13 protein-coding genes and 1 pseudogene are annotated in these 19,618 nt (G+C 67.7%); 4 read left to right on the top strand and 10 right to left on the bottom strand.

Annotation, left to right across the window (positions count from 1 at the left end):
• Positions 1-18: 18 nt before the first annotated feature.
• Positions 19-930 (top strand): LysR substrate-binding domain-containing protein, encoded by a 912-nt coding sequence (locus WKW82_RS03345; protein ID WP_340340818.1) that lies wholly within the window; start codon positions 19-21, stop codon positions 928-930.
• A 19-nt stretch (positions 931-949) separates the two neighbouring features.
• Here the strand turns inward: WKW82_RS03345 and WKW82_RS03340 are convergent.
• A pseudogene (locus tag WKW82_RS03340) lies at positions 950-1,857 on the bottom strand (nucleotidyl transferase AbiEii/AbiGii toxin family protein).
• Positions 1,854-2,453 (bottom strand): type IV toxin-antitoxin system AbiEi family antitoxin domain-containing protein, encoded by a 600-nt coding sequence (locus WKW82_RS03335; protein ID WP_340340816.1) that lies wholly within the window; start codon positions 2,451-2,453, stop codon positions 1,854-1,856. The pseudogene WKW82_RS03340 and the gene WKW82_RS03335 overlap by 4 nt, the downstream one beginning before the upstream one ends.
• Positions 2,454-2,761: 308 nt before the next feature.
• Here WKW82_RS03335 and WKW82_RS03330 point away from each other — a divergent pair, with 308 nt between their 5' ends.
• A complete protein-coding gene (locus WKW82_RS03330) occupies positions 2,762-6,463 on the top strand; it encodes a Dyp-type peroxidase (protein ID WP_340340815.1) in 3,702 nt (1,233 codons plus the stop codon).
• Positions 6,464-6,554: 91 nt separating this feature from the next.
• Here WKW82_RS03330 and WKW82_RS03325 read toward each other — a convergent pair whose 3' ends face one another.
• Positions 6,555-9,530, bottom strand: a complete 2,976-nt coding sequence (locus WKW82_RS03325; protein WP_340340814.1) for an ATP-binding protein — start codon at positions 9,528-9,530, stop codon at positions 6,555-6,557.
• Positions 9,531-9,910: 380 nt separating this feature from the next.
• On the opposite strand from WKW82_RS03325, the gene WKW82_RS03320 reads away from it, so the two are divergent.
• Positions 9,911-11,449 carry a wax ester/triacylglycerol synthase family O-acyltransferase gene (locus WKW82_RS03320; RefSeq protein WP_340340813.1) on the top strand — a complete coding sequence of 513 codons (1,539 nt, stop codon included), beginning with the start codon at positions 9,911-9,913 and terminating at the stop codon, positions 11,447-11,449.
• A gap of 108 nt (positions 11,450-11,557) precedes the next feature.
• Complete coding sequence (locus WKW82_RS03315; protein WP_340340812.1) at positions 11,558-11,866, top strand: cell envelope biogenesis protein TolA; 309 nt, start codon at positions 11,558-11,560, stop codon at positions 11,864-11,866.
• A gap of 223 nt (positions 11,867-12,089) precedes the next feature.
• Here WKW82_RS03315 and WKW82_RS03310 read toward each other — a convergent pair whose 3' ends face one another.
• The 7 genes from WKW82_RS03310 to WKW82_RS03280 all read right to left on the bottom strand — a co-directional run bounded on the left by WKW82_RS03310 (position 12,090) and on the right by WKW82_RS03280 (position 19,611).
• Entirely contained in the window at positions 12,090-12,806 is a 717-nt protein-coding gene (locus WKW82_RS03310; protein ID WP_340340811.1) for a GntR family transcriptional regulator, read from the bottom strand.
• Positions 12,807-12,976: 170 nt separating this feature from the next.
• Positions 12,977-13,645, bottom strand: a complete 669-nt coding sequence (locus WKW82_RS03305; RefSeq protein WP_340340810.1) for a cysteine hydrolase family protein — start codon at positions 13,643-13,645, stop codon at positions 12,977-12,979.
• Positions 13,646-13,874: 229 nt separating this feature from the next.
• A complete protein-coding gene (locus WKW82_RS03300) occupies positions 13,875-15,680 on the bottom strand; it encodes an ABC transporter ATP-binding protein (RefSeq protein WP_340340809.1) in 1,806 nt (601 codons plus the stop codon).
• 24 nt (positions 15,681-15,704) lie between these two features.
• Positions 15,705-16,418 (bottom strand): biuret amidohydrolase, encoded by a 714-nt coding sequence (biuH, locus tag WKW82_RS03295; RefSeq protein WP_340340808.1) that lies wholly within the window; start codon positions 16,416-16,418, stop codon positions 15,705-15,707.
• Positions 16,415-17,482 (bottom strand): formamidase, encoded by a 1,068-nt coding sequence (locus tag WKW82_RS03290; protein ID WP_340340807.1) that lies wholly within the window; start codon positions 17,480-17,482, stop codon positions 16,415-16,417. The genes biuH and WKW82_RS03290 overlap by 4 nt, the downstream gene beginning before the upstream one ends.
• An 80-nt stretch (positions 17,483-17,562) precedes the next feature.
• Positions 17,563-18,483: an ABC transporter permease gene (locus WKW82_RS03285; protein ID WP_340340806.1), complete on the bottom strand. Its 921-nt coding sequence runs from the start codon at positions 18,481-18,483 to the stop codon at positions 17,563-17,565.
• Between the two features lie 48 nt (positions 18,484-18,531).
• On the bottom strand, positions 18,532-19,611 hold the full coding sequence (locus WKW82_RS03280) for an ABC transporter permease (protein WP_340340805.1): 1,080 nt from the start codon (positions 19,609-19,611) through the stop codon (positions 18,532-18,534).
• Between the last annotated feature and the right edge of the window lie 7 nt (positions 19,612-19,618).

Raw genomic sequence — 19,618 nt, 5'->3', positions numbered from 1 at the left:
GGGGCTAGACTGCCGCGCATGTCCGTTCCGCTCGTCCGGCTTTCCTCGCTCGATCTCATCCGGGGCTTCGTCGCTGTCGGGCGTCGCATGAGCATCACGCAGGCGGCCGACGATCTGTGCCTGACGCAATCGGCGGTGAGCCGGCAGGTGCGCGCATTGGAAGAGCAACTCGGCGTCACGTTGCTGGAGCGCAAGAGCCGCGGTGTTCAGTTCACGCCCGCGGGCGAGCGCTTGTTCCGCAGCGCCGACGGCGCGGTGCAGCAGTTGCAGGATGTGCTCGGCGAGATCCGCCGCGACACCGCGCAACACCAGGCCGTGACCATCTCCGCCAGCATCGGCATCGCAGGACTCTGGCTGTTGCCGAGGCTCGGCCGCTTGCAGCAGGCGCATCCGGACATCGAGGTGCGCCTGTCCGCGACCAACGAGGTGGTCGACATGAGCGACGGCCAGGTCGACCTGGCCATGCGCTACTGCCCGCGCAGCGTGGCGCCGGCCGGGGCCATCTGGCTGTTTGGCGAACGGGTCGTGCCGGTGGCGCACCCGACGCTCGGCATCCGCGAATTGCAAGGGCCGGAGGCACTGCGCCGGGTTCACTTCCTGGAGTTCGACGACTCGCGGCCTTGGCTGCAATGGCGCCCATGGCTGCGCGAGCGCGGATGGCAACAGGTCAAGCCGCGCGGCGTGCTGCACTTCAACCAATACGACCAGGTCATCCACGCGGCGCTGGCGGGCCAGGGGATTGCGCTGGCCCGGTTCGAGCTGGTGCGGCCATTGATCGACAACGGGCAGCTCATCGCCGTGGTCGCACCGCCCGACGCGGAGGAGACTCCGAATGCGTACTGGCTGATCCGCGCCGATGCGCAGCCGCGCGAGCAGGTGCGGCGGGTCGCCGCGTGGATCGAGGCGGAGGCTGCGGCGGTGCGCGGTTGACGGCAGGTGCCTCCGCTCCTCAATGCGTCCAGGTTGCGCGCAGAGGAATCCATTTTTTCGCACCCCCGCCCGCCGTCTTGCCGGCCCTCTCGGTGGGTAGCCATAGCAGCTGACTGAGCAGATCGACGATGTCCCCCAGTGAGTCCGAAGCCAGGCGGTTCTTGTTGATGAACGCCTGCCATTGGCGCTGCTTGATGGGGTCATCACTGAACGCCGATGTCAGTGCAAGCGGTTTCGTTGCCGGCAACGTCGTCGCGCGCCGCGCAAAGGTTGCCGCAATGGCGTCGGTCAACGTGGCGAGGTCCAACTCCGTGCGACGGGCAATCACAGCCAGATCGTAGAAGTCCTTCAGGCGCGTATTGGCCTGGCCCAGCATCACCATGGCCTGGTATTTTTCGGCGATGACGGTGTAGACCGGATAGGCACGGAGCACTGGCGCGTCGAATCCATGCAGCAAGGTCGGGAACGCAACAACTTGTGCCGCTGGCGTGACGGCGTCCCCGAAGCCCACGTCGACCTGCAATGCGCAGCGCGCTGAACCCAGCCGCGCCTGCAAGTTGACGCGCATGCCGCCATAGACGTTGTCTTCGCGAATGGCTTCGGCACGCACCGAAGCGGGATCGAACAAGATACCGTCATTCAGGTCCATGGCCGCGACCTCGCGAAAGAGGGTGGTCAGGTTCTCGGCATCGGCGGGACCAAAGCCGAGCAGGTCCGCATCGCGAGTCGGGCGGTGCGGCTCGTCGTACCAGAGCGCAAACAGCAGCGCGCCCTTGAGAACAAAGCGATCCGCATGCGCAGAAGTGCTGATGCGGAACAACAGACGTCCAGTGCGAACCGGTTCAACACCAAGTTGTAGTCGTCGCCCCGCTGCTTGGCCAGCGTCAGCAGGCGCGCCAGGATGGATGCGGACTGGCCCTTGTTCATGCGACGACGGCCTCGAGGTAGGGCTGCATGACTTTCTCGACCCGATTGATCCTGGCGAAGTGCGCAATCTCACTCATGGTGAGCTTGCGCAGGCGCCATGCGTCTTTCAATGCTTCCATCGCCACGTCGAGGCCGATCTTGTTGCGGAACTTGAAGCAGTCGGTCACGGTCTTGGCGGCGTTGTAGACGCGGATGGTGGCGCCCCGCTCCACCGTTGTAAGGACACCCTCCGTATACGCAGGGCCGCGCAGGCGTGCGATGCGCAGTGCGGGGTAGCCGAGCGCCGGCGCTTGCGTTCCTTCAGGAAGCGCAACCCAGACCTGGTGGGGTGCCTGCGTGCCGATCTCATGAAACTGGAGCGCCGACATCAGGCAAACGACAGCCTTGGGCACGCGTGCGCAAACCTCCACCAGCGTTTGATGCTCGGTGATTTCGGCATCGGGCAAGCCGTAGACCCCGCGCGCGACACGCTGCAGCTTGCCCGCCCGATGCAGAGTGAGCAACAGTTGGGGTGACCAGCCGTACTCGCGGACGTCAGCCGCACGCAGCAGGCGCCGGTGCTGGGCAAGTTCCAGAATCAGGTCGGAATCCGTCATTCGCTGGCAGTTTAATAAACACATTACTTAATAACAAGTAATGTGTTTATCAAAAACAAGATATTCAGAAACCCGCCCCCACACCTCCCTCGCATTGGGGGTGCAATCCCCGAGGCCTTGTTCCAGCATGACGCCCCGACTTCCCGGCGCGGCAGCTCCCGGCAAGCATGCGCCCGCAGCCTCGCCATGGATTTCTGCCATTGACGGCCGCCGGCTTTGTCGCGACAACTGCGGATCACGACAGGGAGCCATGCACGACTGCGAAACTCGTCAAGACGAAGATGCAGCGCAAGACAAGGAGCGCGGAAATGGGGTCGACAACAATCAAGCGGAGCACCGTCCTCGGTGGCATCACCAATCTGTCGGTGCTGGCGCCGGTCAAGAAGGGCATGGTGGCCGGCTTCGAGCCCATCAGCTATCTCGAACGCTTGCGCAAGGTGCTCGACGCGCTGTATTCGGCGCGCCAGAACGTGCGCGAGTCGGAACTGCTGCAGCCGGTGTTCCCGGATTCGATCGGCCAGTTCGGCATCATCGACCACTTCCGCTATGCCCTGGTCCCGCCCGTGCCCGGCCTGCCGCTCGACGTGCCGCAGCCGGAGGACGGCACCTGGCGCCTGTCGCTCAACGTGACCTTCGACGGCGGCTGGGAGCCCTACATGCGGGTGATCTACCGCGACCTGGGCGAACTGCTCGACCTGCTGTTCTGCAACTGCGACGACTACCCCGGTTCCAAGACCTCGCGCTACGAAGACTACTGCGCCTGGGTGCGCCGCAACGAGGTGACGGGCGGCACCTTCTATGCCGACTCGGTGATGCCGCTGGGCGACCACCAGTACCTGGCGGAGGTCGAGAAGAAGCAGCGCGAAGCGGGCGCCAGCGCCACTGTCGACGCGGACATCGCCCGGATCGCCCTGCCCTCGGAGGTGAAGGCGCGGCAAGCGGCGCGGGACCGGGCGCTGGGCGGTGGGCTCCAGACGATCCTCGGCGCGCTGGTGCTGCCCTTGCGCACGCTCACCGGCCTGTACCGCCTGTCCATCTACTTCCCGCCGGGCACCGCCGCCGACCACGACGGTGACCGAGGCACGTTGCGCCGCTTCGCCCGGTCGGTGCTGAAGGGCTCCATCGACATGATGGAATTGCTGGACAAGCCCACCACGCCGGGGCATGACCAATGGCTCGCCGCCAAGGCCACCCGGCTGGTGCCCTATGCCGACCCGTTGAAATGGCTGGAACTGCCGAAGGCGGACGATCCTTCGCCGCCGCCTGCCCCGCCCTACAACCCCGCGTCGATCCAGAGCCACGTCCTCGCCAGCAAGGAAGCCGTCACGCACGCCTGCGTCGTGCTGCTGCGCGTGAAGGACGCCGGACCGGCGCGCAAGACGCTCTCCGCGCTCACCTCCCGTTGCGGACCGCTGCCCGACGGCGGGATCGCCTACCTGGTCGGCTTCACGCATGCGGGCCTGGTCGCGCTGGAACTGGCGGAGCCGCACCTCGCAGGCTTTCCGCAAGAGTTCGTCGAGGGCATGGAGGCGCGCAGCTCGCTGCTCGGCGACGTGCGCGTCAACCATCCCGACCGCTGGAACCGGCCGCCGGCCTGGGGTCACGAGGACAGCGGGCACCGCGTCGACATGAAGGCCGTGCACGTGCTGGTCCACCTGCGGCTGAAGGACCCGGTGAATACGTCGCCCGGCCTGCACCCGCGGCTGGCCGCCGAGGTCGCGGCCCTGGACGCGGAGGACGGCCTGCGCGTGCTCGCCGTGCAGCCGACCTTCGCCGCGCGCAACAAGCAAGGCGAGATGGCGGGACACCTGGACTTTGCCGATGGCATCAGCCAGCCGAAGATCGACCCCGTCATGGCACCTGCGGTCCCGCCCCCGCCATTCGACGAGCGGGTCCGGCCCGGTGAAGTGCTGCTCGGCCATGCCAACGACCGCCAGGACGCAGCGCTTCCGACGATCGACCCGCTGAAGCTCGACGGCACCTTCCTGGTCGTGCGCAAGCTGCGCCAGCACATGGACACGCTGGAGGCCGCCATGGGCTCGCTCACGCTGGCCGAACGCGACGACCTGCTGAGCCGGATGATGGGCCGCCAACGCGACGGCACGCCGCTGGTTCCGCTGCCGCCCGGCGCCGGCCGCAACGACTTCAACTACGACCAGACCAGCGATGCCTGCCCGTACCACTCGCACGTTCGCCGCGCCAACCCGCGCGATGGCCGGAAGTACACGCCACGCATCATCCGCCGGGGCATGTCCTATGGCCCGGCGGTATCGGCCGACCCTCCCGCGGAACGCGGGATCGTCTTCATGGCCTACTGCGCCAGCCTGTCGGAGCAGTACGAGACCCTGCAGCGCTGGATCAGCGGCGGCAACAGCAGCGGCGTGGGCTCGGCGCAGGGCGACGCGTTCCTGCGCGTGCCGCAGATCGGCGAGAAGTACACCTTCCGCTACCTCGACAAGAACGGCAAGGTGGCTCGCTTCGTCTTCGACGACAAGCCGCTGGTGCACCTGGAATGGGGCCTGTATGTGTTCGTGCCGTCGCTGGCCGCACTGGAGAAGCTCGATGCCTGGCGGGCCGAGCCTCGCGGCGCCGGCAAGGCAGGCGCCCCACCCCCGTCGACCCGGCCGCGCCGGTTGACCCCGAAGCAGGCCGAGGAGGCCGAGCGGGACCAGGTGCGGCAGCGTCTGGACGACCCGGAGCGGGCGCCCGCCGCCTGGAAGAAGGTGCGCGACCGCGCCCCTGATGCCCCGACCCACACCGCCTACGGTCATCTCCTCGGCACCTACGCCGAGGTGAAGCGCGCCATGAAGGACACCGGCAAGCACTACTCCGTCCAGGGCTACGGCGACCGCATGAAAAAATCGATCGGCCTCAACCTGCTGGGCCTGGACGGCGCCGAGCACAAGGCGCAACTCGCCCTCAACAAGGCGGTCGAAGCAATCGAAGAGGAGACCGCCTACGACCTGACGCTCCGCGTGGTCAAGCGCCTGCTCGCCGAAAAGGAAAAGTTCCCCGACCTGCCTTCGCCCCTCGCGGACGACGTGGTGCGGCGCCCGATCGACACGCTGACCCTCGCCGACCATGTGATGGCCGCCTTGTGCAACCACTGGATCGGGCTGCCGGACGCGCAGGGCAAGCACATGGTGACCGGCGGCCGGGTCGAGGAGAACCCCGCCACGCCGCGCTGCCCCGGCAACTTCGCGACCGCATCGCGCTACATCTTCTCGCCGCATCCGCGCGAAGGCGTGGAGAAGGCCGGCCAGGCGCAAGGCAAGGCGGTGCAGCGGGCGGTGCAGAAATGGCTCCGGAAGAAAGGCGCGACCGACCTGGGACCGCTCGCCAAGGACATCCTCGAGCGCCTGAACAAATCCTCCCCCCAGCCGATTTCCTTCACCGATCCGGTGTTCGCACGCAACCTCGCCGGCGTGCTGCTCGGCTTCCCGCCCACCGTGGAAGGCAACTTCATCCGCACCATGGAAACCTGGATCAAGGAAGAGACGCTGTGGGACTGCCAGCAGGCGCTGTTCGAGGCCACTGGCGGCGCGGAGCCGACCTACGACATGGCCGACAAGGCACTGCGGCAGCGGCTGCTGGCCACCATGCGCAGGCGGCCGGTGCCGGAGATGCTGTGGCGCTGCCCGGTCGGCCCCGACGGCGTGGTCGACAAGGCACCCAGGAACCGCGTGGTGCTGGGCATCACCTCGGCCTTGACCGACACTGCGACGCCTGACGCCCTCATGTTCGGCCGCAACAAGCCGGACGACCCCGACAAGCCCAAGGAGCGCAACGAGACCGTGCACGGCTGCCCCGGCTACTACATGGCGATGGGCGTGATGCTGGCCATGTTCGCCGGCCTGCTGAACGCCGGGTCGTTGCGGCCGACCGGCTCGCCGGTGCTGCTGATCCTGACGCCGAAGCAGGTGCCGCCCGCACCACCCACGGCGTCGCCGCCGGGACCCGTTGCCCATGCATTCGCCCCTGCGGTGACGGAAGCAACGCCTGCAAGCTGAAGGGCGGCCCTGAACAATTCCTCCGCGGCGCGCGCATCCTTGGCGCGGGCCCTCCCGGGGAATCAATTCCCGGCCTCCTGACCAAGATGGGCTAACTGTCCACGCTCAGGGCCAGTCCGGCCGGCACCGACACCATCTCGTCGCGCGTGTCCGCCTCCATCGCCGAGCGCAACCGCAGCGCTTCCTTCAGGTGCCAGCGCATGCCCATGCGCTCGAACCCGGCGATGGCCTGGTCCAGCAGGGCGCTTTCTCGTTCGCCGCGGTGCTGCCAGGCGATCTCGGCGGCGCACAGCTGCGTGACCGCGATCTCGTGTGCCGAATCGCGCGCGCGCGCCGCCTGCATGGCCCGGTCGAGGTAGTGCTGCACGCGCTCCGGTCGCCGCGCCGCGACCCCGCGTGCCAGCGCCCTATAACTCATCGCCGCGCCCAGCAGGTCACGCTGCCGACTGCGGCGCAGCGCCAGCGCGGCATGGCGGCGGGCCTCGACATGGCGTCCGGCATGGGTCAGTCCTGCCGCCAGCCAGCCGTGGTTGAGCGATCGGAACAGCCCGCTCTGGCGCGGCTCCAGCCAGGCCGTCACCTCGATGATGGTCTGCAGGTACTCCGCCTTGCGCGTCAGCATCCAGCCGGCAAAGGCATCCATGGCGCGGGCCACCGACAGTTGCGTGAGGCTGCGCGTGGCCTCGGCGATGCGGCCGGATTCATTGGCGGCGGCGCGTGCGTCCTCCCATCGCCCCTCCCACAACAGCACGGCGCTGCGCAGGCCATGCACCGTCGCGCCGATCTCATGGGTGAGTCCCGGAATGCAGCCCAGTGCTTCGTCGAAGCACTGGTGCGCCTCGGCAAACTGGCCGCGATCGCCCACCAGGTAGCCACGGCAGGACAGCGAGAAGGCCAGGCCGACATTCAGGTGCTGGCCGCTGCGGTGCCGCTTCTTCACGGCGATGGCCTCGTCCAGCAGGGCCAGCGAGCGGTCGTAGTTGGCCGCGGCCTGGTGCGCCTCGCCGAGGGCCGCCACCACCTGCACCATCAGCTTCGCATCCTGCGTCGCGCGCGCCTCGACCAGTGCCCGCTCGCAGTGCGCAACGGCCGCGCGGCCATCGCCCAGCCCGTAGCTGATGTAGCCCAGCCAGTGGTGCGCGCGCCCGATGGTCGCCATGTCGCCATAGCGCTCCGCCAGCTCGAGCGCGCGAACGTACAAGGCCAGTTCGCTGCGCACCGGGTCGAACACGCAGACCCGGCCCAGGCTGTGCACGATGGCCACCCAGTGCAGCGCCACGGCCGGGCTCGGCGGCAGCCGGTCCAGCGCGGCCAGCGCCACCCGGTACAGCGTGCGGGCGCGGTCGAGCGCGGAGGCCGACAGCGCCTTGTCGCCGGCCAGTTCGGCATAGCGGGCTGCCTGCACCGCGTCGCCGCCGGCGTCGAAGTGCATGGCCAGCGCTTCCAGCGCCTCGTCCTGCGCCTCGGTGGCGCTGTGCGCCTGCATGGCCTCCGCGATGCGCAGGTGCAGCGCCTGCCGCACATGCAGGCCGACCGACTCGTAGATGATGTCGCGCGTGATGCCGTGCTTGAAGCGCAGCGTGCCGGCCCGTTCGCCGGGGAAGATGAAGTCCTGCTCGGCCAGGCCCAGTTGCAAGGGGCCATCGGCGCGCTGCCCGGTGATGCTCTCGAGCAGCCAGGCCGGGATCACGTTGCCGATCACGGCGGCCGCGCGCACCAGCTCGATCTGCGCGGGCGACAGCAGCTGCACGCGCGATTCGACCAGCCGGTTCAGCCAGCCCGCGCCCTGCGGCCGACCCAGGCGCCGGCCGCTGTCGCAGCGCGCGGCCAGATGGCACAGTTCTTCCAGGAACAGCGGGTTGCCGTTGGCATGGCGACAGATCTCCTCGGCCACGAAGGGGTCGACCACGGGCAGTCGCGCGGCGATGGCGCGTCGGGCCTCGTCGTCGCTGAGCGGCGCCAGCGCCAGGGTCTGGTCGGCCGCCGCAGGCGCGTTGCCGGCCGCGGCAAGGCGCGTCGACAGCACGACCAGCAAGCGGCTGTCGGTGCGCTTGCGCAGTGCGGCCAGCACCTGATGGGACGCATCGTCCGCCCACTGCCAGTCGTCGACGAACAGCAGCAACGGCCGTTGCCCGGCCAGCCGGGCGAACAGCGCATCGAAGTCGTCGGGTGTGTGCGGCTGCGCCTCGTCGGCCAGCGCCTGCAGCATGTGGTGGAACGGCTGCAGCGGCTCGGCGCCGAGTGCGCTCTCGCAATAGCCGCGCAGCACGGTGCAACCCCGCTGCACCACCCGGTTCAGGAAGTGCTCGACCAGCCGCGTCTTCCCCATGCCTGGCGGCCCGGCCACGGCCACCGAGCGTGTGCGCCCGGCCATGGCGTCGTCCATGGCACTTTCCAGCAGCGCGAGTTCCGCACGCCGTCCGATGAAGGCGGTGGACCCGTGGCGCGACGAGGCGCTGAAGCTTTCGGCCAGGCTGGCGCGGGCATCGACGCGGTAGACCAGCAGCGGCGCGGCGCGGCCCTTGACCTGCAGCAACTGCGGTGGACCGGTCACGAAGAAGCGGCTGGCCGGGCCGAGGGTCTCCTCGCTGACCATGATCTCGTGTGGACCCGCGGCGTCGGACAGGCGCGAGGCGATATTGGGGACCGGCCCGAGCAGTTCGAAGCGGCCCAGCTCGACATCGCCGGTGCTCATCAGCACCAGCCCGGAATGGATGCCGGTGTGCAGGCACAGGTGGCGGCCGGCCGGAAGATAGGGCCGCAGGTCGCTGATGCGCTGGTGCATCTCCAGCGCGGCGGCGACCGCGCCACGCCCGTCGTCCTCGCGCGTGACCGGGTAGCCGAACATTGCCAGCAGGCCATCGCCCTGCACGCGCACGACGATGCCACCGTGCCGCGGGATGGCATCGTGGTAGACCTTGCGCACGGCGGCGAGCACGGTGCCGTAGTGCTCGGCCTCCATGATCTCGGCCAGTTCGGTCGACTGGGAGAGGTCGGCGAAGAGCAGGGTCAGGTAGCGCCTGCCCAGCGCCATGCCGGCCTTCTCTCCATGCGCATCGTCTTTCATCGGAACGGAATTCCCACGGCTTCCGGTGCGGTCGGGCGGATGGCCGCCCGACACGGTGTTGTTTGGGCAAGGGTCTGCTGGAATCTGCCACAAATCAAGTGGTTTCGGCATCCGGCATTTGGCCAATGCCGGCCGGTATCGCAAACGCAGGAAGCCTGGCCGACCGGCACGCATCGCGTGTCTCGTCGATCACGGGCGATGGATCCTTGCCGAAATGTGGCGCCAATGTGGCAACGGCTTTGCGCAATACTGTGGGTGCACACGCTCGACTACATCGCCTGAAATTGCGTGGCGCCGAGGCAGTCGTGCCGGGTACCCTCATCACCCGGGATTCCATGCGCAACTGCCAATACCAAATCAGCAAAGAGGAGACGAGACCCATGAGCAAGACGATTCCACCGCTCGACCTGATGTTCCTTCTGTCCGAGACCGCCGACAGCCCGAAGCACGTGAGCGCGCTCATGACCTTCGAACCGCCGGCCTCGGGCGGGGCCAACGTCGTGCGCGAGATTGCCGACGCCTACCGCAAGGCCCGGCCGGTGGCGCCCTTCACCTATGTGTCCGAGTTCTCCCTGAGCAGCCTGCCGAGCTGGAAGACCGTCAACGACTTCGACCTGGAACGCCACCTGCATCACATCTGCCTGCCGGCCGGCGCCACCCACGACGACACGTTGCGGCTGGTGCAGACCCTGCACGAGACCACGATGGACCGCAACCGTCCGGCCTTCGACCTGTACCTCATCGAAGGCCTGCCGGGCAACGCCTTCGCGTTCTTCGTGAAGATCCACCACGCCATCGTCGACGGCATCTCGGCCATCAACCTGCTCTTGAGCAGCTTGAACGAAGACCCCAAGGCCACGCGCATGGAGCCCTTTTTCGCGCTCGCGTCGTCCACGCCGCGGCCCAAGGCGCCCAAGCCGCTGGTCGAGCGTGCAATGGCCTTGCGGGACGGGGCAATGAAGCAAGGCAACGCCATCGCCAACCTCTACGTCGGCATGCTGAAGAAGGGCTTCGGCCGCATCCTGGGCGGCCTCAAGGGCGGCAACCAGATCTTCCAGGCGCCGCGAACGCCGATGAACGGCCCGATCCACATGTCGCGCTCGATCGCGACACTGTCCCTGCCGCTCGCCGAGATGCGCGCCGCCGGCAAGGCCTTCGGTGGCACCTTGAACGACGTCGCGGTGACCGTTGTCGACGCGGGCGTGCATCGCTACCTGGCGGACCTCGGCCAGTCGACCAGCCAGCCGCTGGTGGCGATGTGCCCGGTCTCGTTGCGCGAACCGGGCGACAAGGAAGCGACCACCAAGGTTTCGGCGATCTTCGCGCCACTGGGCGAAGTGGATGATTCGGCCGCTGAACGGATGAAGCGGGTGATGAAGGGCGTGGCCGCAGCCAAGGCGGAGTTGAAGACGCTCTCGAAGGACTCGGCCATGCTCTACGGCATCGCCGCCTTCGGCCTGGCCGAGGCCGAGGCCCAGCTTTCGCAACGGCGCGTGACGACCTCCGGCCCGGCAGCGAACTTCGTGCTGTCCAACGTGCCGGGCTGCGCCACCCCGCTGTACCTGAACGGGGCGCGCATGACGAACATGTTCCCCATCTCGACCATCGGCGCGGGGGTGGGCTTGAACGCCACGCTGTCGTCCTATGCCGGGTCGATGGACTTCGGCTTCGTTGGCAATGGCATCGCGCTGCCACGCCTGACGGAACTGGCCCGCCACACGCGGGATGCGTTCGAGGAACTCAAGGCGGCGGCAGCCGGGCTGGCGGAGGCGGCGCCGACGGCGACCGCGCCGGCTGCGGCCGCGCCGACTGAGGCCGCTGTCAAGGCAGCGCCACGCAAGCGGGCACCGGCGGCCAAGAAGAGCACGCCGGCCAAGAAGCGTGCGGCGCGCAAGACGCCGGCCGCAGCGGCCAAGTAGATTGCTTTCGAACATGACCCGGTGACCTCGACGGGTCGTTGACGCGCGGGGCCCGCCCTGCGCGTCTTTTCACGAGGCGCACCATCCAAAAACATCAGGGAAACAGCAATGAAAAAAGTGTTCGCGATCATGATCGCCGGCTTGTTCGCAGCCGGCGCCTACGCGCAGAACCCCGCGGGAAGCTCCTCGCAGCAGCAGGTGATCACCGACAGCAAGCCGCAACAGAAGGCCCAAGAAAAGGCTGATGCGAAACCGCAGGGCCAGGTGAAGATGCCGGTCGGCGACTCCATGAATTCGGCCAACACCAACGCCGTGGGCAGGGACAAGGCCGCTGTCGCCGGCCAGGCTCGCGCGAAGAAGCGTCACGATCGCCATCCGAAGCGGAAGGCGCCGAAGCAGGGCGGGACGCCGAAGTAAGCCCTCCCCCGAAGCGCCTGCGGCGCCTCGGGCGGCCGGCCAAAGGCGGCTGCTCTTGCAGGCCGCTCTTGCAGGCCGTCCAAGTCCTGCGCAGGCAGGCTTGGAGCCGAGAGGCCCTCAGTCCCTCATGGGGGCGAGTGCAGCGGCCCGGCGAAGCCGGCTCCGCGGTATCCCTGGCATCCGAGCGCACGCGTGGCGCGGATCGCGCCCCCCGGTTGTTATTTCAACCTGCCGCGTGACGCGCGAGATGCACCTGGTGCAAGGTGATCTTGCGCACCTCGGCCTGGCTGGTCTCGATGTGCGCGCGCAGCAGCATCGCAGCCTGGTCGCCTCGGTTGGCGCGGATGGCCTTGAGGATCTTGGCGTGTTCGTCGTAGGTGGCTTCGATGCGCGGCTGCATGGTGAAGTCGAGCCTGCGGATGATTCGGATGCGGTCGGTGACGTCGCGGTGCACGCGGGTCATCTCGCCATTGCCGGCGGCGGCGACCAGTGCGCAGTGGAAGGCTTCGTCCCATTCCGCGACCTGCGTATTGTCGGAACTGCGTTGCGCCTGCGGCGCCAGCCAGATCTCGGCCAGGTCGCTGAGCATCTTGCGGTTGATGCGGCGATCGGTTTCGCACAGGCGATGGACGGCGGTGGTCTCGAGCACCATGCGCAAATCGTAGAGTTGCTCGAACTGGTCGAAGTCGAAGGGCAGCACGCGCCAGCCGCTGCGAAACAGCACTTCGACGAAGCCTTCCTGCTGCAGCCTGAACAGGGCTTGCCGCACGGGCGTGCGCGAGACGCCGAGGCGCTCGCTGATTTCGTTTTCCGTGAATCGATCGCCGGGGACCATGCGGAACTCGGCGATGTCGCGCTTGAGTTGCGCGTAGACCTCGTCGGCGCGTGTGCGGAACACGACGACGTCGGTGTCTGCGGTGGTGGCGTAGACGGCGGTCATCGAGGGATCTCAGTACCCCGCTTCATGAGCACGAGCACAAATGAAAGCGATGCGTTTCGTGTCAGGGCAAGGCGCAAACCACAGCGATACCCGTAGGTATCGAGGATTTGCAACGCCGCCATGGCACGAGAGGCGCGGTTTCATGTGCTCGTACTCATGAAGCGGGGTACTCATGCGGGGTTCCGCAGGGCGGCCAACAATGATTTGCTGGGGGCGGTCCAGCCGACGATGGCGCCCTGGGCGCGGATCATCTCGACGGCGGCGGCCTTGAATTCGGGAAAGTAGCTTTCGGTGCAGTCTTCGAGCAGGAGGCTGTCGTAGCCGCGGTCGTTGGCTTCGCGCATCGTGGTCTGGACGCAGACTTCGGTGGTGACGCCGGCGAACAAGAGATGGGTGATGCCGCGCTCCTTCAGGGTCACGTGCAGGCCGGTGGCGTAGAAGGCGCCCTTGCCGGGTTTGTCGATGACAAGCTCGCCGTCGATGGGCGCGAGGGCGTCGATGATCTGGTTGCCGGGCTCGCCCTTGATGAGGATGCGGCCCATGGGGCCTTGGTCGCCGATGCGCAGCTTGGGGTTGCCGCGGCCGAGTTTGGCGGGCGGGCAGTCGGAGAGGTCGGGCTGGTGGGCCTCGCGGGTGTGGACGACGAGGCCGCCGGCCTGGCGCCAGGCTTCGAGCACGGCTTGCGTGGCGGGGACGATGGCTTCCAGCAGCTTGACGTCGTTGCCCAGGGTTTCACCAAAGCCGCCGGGTTCGATGAAGTCGCGCTGCATGTCGATGATGACGAAGGCGGTCTTGCTGACGTCGAAGGGGTACGGGAAGGGGGCGGCTTCGATTTGCACTGGGGTCCTTTGGGGTGGTCAGGCGCGCTTGTTCGGGCTTCGGGCGTTCAGGACGCGGCTATTCGAAGTGCGAATGGTTGAGGTGCAGTGACTCTTCGAAGTGCTGCGAAGGTCTGGGGCGCGTCGGCGGGCGGCATGCGAAGTGCTCCGGGCGCCTTCACTGTGCCGGCCCCTTCGGGGCTCCCCTGCAGTGCTCGCGTTCGGCGGGGTCCACATGAACTCGCTTCGCTCAAACAGCATGTGGCCCTGATCCGCCAAACGCTGCGCGCTTCGGCGGCACAGAGGCGGCTCCCGGAGCACTTCGCATACCACCCACCGCCGTGGGCACGCTCGTTGGGATTTGAATGCCTCCCTCTGGCCCCGGGAGAGGGCTGCTGGGATGAGGGCCCGGGCCGTCGACCACCACCGCCCCATGATGATGGTGCTCCCCTCCCCCCATATGCGCACCCAGCACATGCCGCTCCGCCGTAGCCGCATCCGTCTCGTAGACGATGCGGCCCTCGCTCATCACGACGATGCGGTCGGCGAGTTCCAGCAGTTCGTCGATGTCCTCGCTGATCAGCAGCACCGCGCCACCCTTCTCTCGCACTTGCACGATGCGGGTGTGGATCTCGGCGACGGCGGCGAAGTCGAGGCCGAAGACCGGGTTCGCGGCGATCAGCACGTTGATGTCTCCCGCGAGTTCACGGGCCAGCACGGCGCGCTGCACGTTGCCGCCGGAAAGGCTGCGGATCGGCGCGCCCTCGCCTTGCGTCTTCACGCCGTATTCGGTGATCCATTCGCGCGCACGGCTTCGCCACTTGGGGAAGCGCAACAGGCCGCCGCTGGCCAGCGGGGCCTGGTCGAAGTCGCGCAGGGCCATGTTCTCGGCCACGCTGAGGTCGCCGACACAGGCGTTGCGCAACGGCTCTTCCGGCAGGCTGCGGACCTTGAGTCTTCGGTTCTCCTCGCGCTTCGCGTCATAGCGCTGGCCATTGACCGTCACCTTGCCTGAGAGGCGCGGGCGCTGGCCGACGAGTGCCTCGACCAGTTCGCGCTGGCCGTTGCCTGAGACGCCCGCCACGCCGAGGATCTCGCCGGCGCGCACTTGCAGGCTCAGCTCGTGCACCGCGAGCGTGCCGCGGTCGCCTTGAGCCACCAGCTTGTCGACGCTCAAGGAGATCGCGGCATCGGCGGCCACGGGCTTGACGCCGTGGATCGCGCGGCCGGTGAGGGCGGCCTTCTCGCCGTCGTCGCCGAGGGCCAGTTCGGGGGGTGGCGCGTCGCTCTCGCCCATCATCGCGGCGGCGAGTTGCTTGGGACTGGTCTCGGCGACGCTGCAGTGCTTGACGGCCTTGCCACGGCGCAGGACCGTCACGTTGTCGGCGTAGGCCATTACCTCGCGGAACTTGTGCGTGATGATCAAGACCGTGCACTGGCCGCTGCGCGCGAACTCACGTACATGGCCCAGCACTTCGTCGGCTTCCTGCGGCGTGAGCACCGAGGTGGGCTCGTCGAGGATCAGCAGGCGGGGCTTCAGGTAGAGCTGCTTGAGCAGTTCGAGCTTCTGCTTCTCGCCGGCCGCGAGCGAGGATGGCGTCACGTCGAGGTCGAGGGTGAAGGGCGTGGTTGCGAGGAACTCCTTCAGCTCGGCGCGCTTCTGCTTCCAGTCGATCAATGCAGGGGTCTTGCCGCCGGCGAGCAGCAGGTTCTCGGCCACCGTCATGCCCGGCGCCAGCGTGAAGTGCTGGTAGACCATGCCGATGCCGAGCTCGCGCGCGATGATCGGGTTGCTGATGTGCTCCTCGCGGCCATCGATCAGCACCGCGCCCTCCTCCGCAACCTGGAAGCCGGCCACGCACTTCACCAGCGTGCTCTTGCCCGCGCCGTTCTCGCCGAGCAGCGCATGCACTGTCCCGGGCTCGACGCGCATGGTCACGCTGTCCATCGCGGTGAAGGCGCCGAAGCGCTTGGTGAGCTGGAAGGTGTCGAGCGCGAGTGCACCGGTGTTGCGGGGCAAGGCGCCGATGGGTTGGGTGGGGATGTCGTCAGCCATGGTGTCCTTCAGGTCGGATGTCGTTCACGCGACGGCGGCCAGCAGCGCGGCGGAATCGGCATGTGCGCCGAACACGCCGCCCTGCATGGTGATCATCTTGAGTGCGGCCAGGTGGTTGCCGTGGTCGGTGGCCGCGGTGCAGTCCGACAGCAGCAGGCATTCGAAGCCGCGGTCGTTGGCGTCGCGCATGGTGGTGTGCACGCAGACGTCGGTGGTGATGCCGGCGAGGATCAGGTTCTCGATGCCGCGCGTGCGCAGGACCAGTTCCAGGTCCGTGGCGTAGAACGAGCCCTTGCCGGGCTTGTCGATGACGACTTCGCCGGGCAATGGTGCGAGCGCGGGGATGATGTCCCAGCCGGGTTCGCCACGCACGAGGATGCGACCGCAGGGGCCGTCGTCGCCGATGCCCACGCCGTTCGCGCCGATCTGGCGCGAGCGCCAGCGCTTGTTGGCGGGCAGGTCGGCCAGGTCGGGGCGATGGCCTTCGCGCGTGTGGATGATGGTGTAGCCCAGCGGTCGCAAGGCCGCGAGGGTGCGCGCGATGGGTTCGATGGGCGCCTGCACCAGCGACAAGTCGTAGCCCATCACGTCGACGTAGCCGCCCTTGCCGCAGAAGTCGGTCTGCATGTCGATGACGATGAGCGCGGTGTTGTCGGGGCGCAGGTCGCCGTTCCAGGGCCAGGCATACGGCTGTGCGTTGACGTGCCGTGCTGTGTGGATTGCGGTGATGGCGTTCATGCGGGTGTCGTCAGTTCGTCGGGTTCGCGGGGGGCCATGGCGGGGATGTGGGGCACCAGGGGATGCGACTCGATGCCCTTGTAGGCCCGCACCGGCGCGGTGAAGCCGCAACTCGTGCCGTCGACCACTTGCACCTTGTCGCTCCACGGCAGCTTGTAGTTGCCCGTCGCCATGTCCTGCATGTAGGTGTACGGGAAGTCCTGTGCGCCGCCCTTCACCGCGACGTAGCCGCGGTGGTAGAGCTGGTAGATGTTGTTTTCCACGCCCCAGCCGGTACGCGCCTCGCGCACCAGGTCGGGACGCAGTTCGCAGGTGATGATCTCGTCGACGCGGCCGCCGCCTTCGACCATGACCGTGCCGTCGAAGCTGCAGAACATCCCTTCGCCCATCGAGTCGAAGGTGCCGTCGCTGCCGCACATGCAGACGCTGGCGGTGTAGGCGAGGTTGCAGAAGGCGTTGGCCTGGTTGGTGATCCGCCACGCGTGGCGGATCGGTGCGGTGTAGCCTGCTGTGCGGATGATGATCTCGGCGCCCTTGTAGGCTGCCTCGCGCGCCATCTCGGGCAGCATGCCGTCGTGGCAGATGATCAAGGCGAGCTTGCTGCCGTTGGGGCCGTCGCATACCGGCACGCCGATGTTGCCGGGCTCCCAGGGTTCGACCGGAACCCACGGATGCATCTTGCGGTAGTAGAGGCGGATCGCGCCCGTGTCGTCGATGATGAGCCCGCTGTTGTACGGGTTGCCATCGGGGTTGGCTTCCATGATCGAGAAGCAGCCCCAGATGGTGTTGTCGATGCAGGCCTTGCGGAATGCGGCGACCTCGGGGCCATCGAGCGTGCACATGATGTCGGGCGAGGTGTCCATCGACAGGCCGTGCAGCGAATATTCGGGGAACACGACGAGGTCCATCGTGCCCTGGTTGCGCCGCGCCTTGCCGACCAGGTCGACGATGCGCCGCGTCTGCGCCGCGAGTTCATCGGGCGTGCGCACCACCGGCAGTTGCAGCTGCACCAGGCCGATGACGACGCCGTTCGCCGACTTGTTGAGACCGCCGAGGCCGCTCATGGACTGGACTCCATGCGATTCGTTCCGAGCCTCATTCGAAGCGAATGGGGCAACACGAATTGGGCAAGCATCGGACAGGCCTATCTCGTCGAAGAGAGTTCGCCGGGGCTGCCAATGGCCACGCTGCCCGGCTTGCAGGTCAGCACCAGGATTACCAGCGTCAGCACATAGGGGACGGTGTTGAACAGGTGATAGCCCCAGCCCACGCCGACCGACTGCAGCGCCGGCCCGAGCGCGCCCGCGCCGCCGAACAGCAGGGCCGCAACCACGCAACGCAGCGGACTCCAGCGCGCGAAGATCACGAGAGCCACGGCGATCAGGCCCTGACCGCTGGAGATGCCTTCGCTCCAGCTGCCCGGATAGAACAGCGTGAGCGATGCGCCGCCCAGGCCGGCGATCGCGCCGCCGGCGGTCGTGGCCGCGATGCGGATGCCCGACACCGAATAGCCCAGCGCCCGCGTCGCATTGGCCGAGTCGCCCGCCATGCGCACCAGCAGCCCGGCCCGTGTGCGCGCGAAGGCCCACCAGAGGAACACCGCGAGCACCAGGCCGATCGGCACCAGCGCATTCACTTGCAGCGCGGCACGCACGGCCGAGTTGTCGCTCCAGTCGCCGAGCGGAATCGCCGGGATCTGCGGCGCCTGCGGCTGGATCAGCGGCTTGCCGAGGTAAAACGCGAGGCCCGTGCCGAACAGCATCAGCGCGATGCCGGTCGCCACGTCGTTGACGCGGTCCAGCGAGCACAGCAGGCCATGCAGCAACGCCAGCGCCGCGCCGGCCGCCGCGCCGATGAGCACGCCAAGCCAGGGCGACGCAGTGAGGTACGCGCCACCGAAGGCCGACATGGCCGACAGCACCAGCACGCCTTCCAGGCCGAGGTTGATGCGGCCCGATTTCTCGGTGAGGCATTCGCCGAGGCTCACGAACAGGAAGGGTGCACCCACGCGAAGAGCGCCGCCAACGATGCCGGCGATCAGCGCGATCCATTGGTCAGCGGTCATTTGAATCCCTCCGTATCACGCAGCGTGGTGAGGCCTTGCCTGGGGCGGTCATGCGCTCCCCTTCAACAGCTTCGGCTGCATCGGATGCGGCATGCGGTTCCTGATCAGGTTCTTCCAATCCACCAGACGCAAGCCTTCGCTCGCGAGGATCAGCACGAAGGCGATGCCCTGCAGCACCTGAACCGACGCATCGGGCAAGCCGAGGCGACGCTGCAGCAAGCTGCCGGCTGCGCCGAAGCCGCCGAACAGGATCGCCACCGGGATGATGGCGAGCGGGTTGTGCCGCGCGATGAACGCGACCAGGATGCCCGCGTAGCCGTAGCCTGCGATCAGCGAGGCGTTGGCATTGGTGTGCACCGCCGCCACTTCCACCGCGCCGGCCAAGCCCGCGCAGGCGCCACCGACGGCGCACGCGCCAAGGATCAGTTGCGTCGCGGGCAGGCCGACCAGTTGCGCGGTGCGCGGATTGCCACCCACCACGCGCACCGAGAAGCCCGAGGCCGTGACGCGCAGCCACAGCCCCAGCGCAACGCAAGCCACCACGCCGATGGCCAGCCCCCAATGCACGTCGGATCCGAACATGCCACCGATCAGCACGCCTTCATTCAACGGATAGGTCGACGGCTTGTTCAAGCTCGACGGATCGCGCAGCGGCCCTTCGACGATGTGCTTGAAGATGCCGATCGCGATGTAGGCCAGCAGCAGGCTGCTGATGGTTTCGTTGATGCCGCGGTACTGGCGCAGCCAGCCGGCCAGCATGATCCACAGCGCGCCGGCGATGGCGCCGGCAATGCAGACCATCACGGTGCCGATGATGTTGGCCGGCAGCGGCATGGCCCAGGCCAGCGCGGCGCAGGCCAGGCCGCCCAGCACCATCGCGCCTTCGCCGCCGATGATGATGAGGCCGGCGCGCGCCGGGATCGCCACGCACAGTGCGGTGAGCATCAGCGGCGCGGCGCGCTGCAACGTGTTCTGCCAGGCGAACCAGCTGCCGAAGGCGCCCTGGAACAGCGTGGACCAGACGTCCAGCGGACTCACACCGGCAAACCAGACCAGCACGCCGAACACCAGCAATGCCGCTGAGATCGCGATCACCGGCAGCGCTGTTTCTTTCAACCAGGTGGGCATGGCGAAT

The organism is Variovorax rhizosphaerae (assembly GCF_037889975.1).
Taxonomy (GTDB): Bacteria; Pseudomonadota; Gammaproteobacteria; order Burkholderiales; family Burkholderiaceae_C; genus Variovorax; species Variovorax rhizosphaerae.
This window is presented reverse-complemented; position numbering and strand designations above follow the sequence as displayed.

Excerpts from the sequence above, each read along its gene's own strand:
- WKW82_RS03345 (WP_340340818.1), top strand. The coding sequence starts at position 19 with ATGTCCGTTCCGCTCGTCCGGCTTTCCTCGCTCGATCTCATCCGGGGC.
- WKW82_RS03335 (WP_340340816.1), bottom strand. The coding sequence starts at position 2,453 with ATGACGGATTCCGACCTGATTCTGGAACTTGCCCAGCACCGGCGCCTG.
- WKW82_RS03330 (WP_340340815.1), top strand. The coding sequence starts at position 2,762 with ATGGGGTCGACAACAATCAAGCGGAGCACCGTCCTCGGTGGCATCACC.
- WKW82_RS03325 (WP_340340814.1), bottom strand. The coding sequence starts at position 9,530 with ATGAAAGACGATGCGCATGGAGAGAAGGCCGGCATGGCGCTGGGCAGG.
- WKW82_RS03320 (WP_340340813.1), top strand. The coding sequence starts at position 9,911 with ATGAGCAAGACGATTCCACCGCTCGACCTGATGTTCCTTCTGTCCGAG.
- WKW82_RS03315 (WP_340340812.1), top strand. The coding sequence starts at position 11,558 with ATGAAAAAAGTGTTCGCGATCATGATCGCCGGCTTGTTCGCAGCCGGC.
- WKW82_RS03310 (WP_340340811.1), bottom strand. The coding sequence starts at position 12,806 with ATGACCGCCGTCTACGCCACCACCGCAGACACCGACGTCGTCGTGTTC.
- WKW82_RS03300 (WP_340340809.1), bottom strand. The coding sequence starts at position 15,680 with ATGGCTGACGACATCCCCACCCAACCCATCGGCGCCTTGCCCCGCAAC.
- biuH (WP_340340808.1), bottom strand. The coding sequence starts at position 16,418 with ATGAACGCCATCACCGCAATCCACACAGCACGGCACGTCAACGCACAG.
- WKW82_RS03290 (WP_340340807.1), bottom strand. The coding sequence starts at position 17,482 with ATGAGCGGCCTCGGCGGTCTCAACAAGTCGGCGAACGGCGTCGTCATC.
- WKW82_RS03285 (WP_340340806.1), bottom strand. The coding sequence starts at position 18,483 with ATGACCGCTGACCAATGGATCGCGCTGATCGCCGGCATCGTTGGCGGC.
- WKW82_RS03280 (WP_340340805.1), bottom strand. The coding sequence starts at position 19,611 with ATGCCCACCTGGTTGAAAGAAACAGCGCTGCCGGTGATCGCGATCTCA.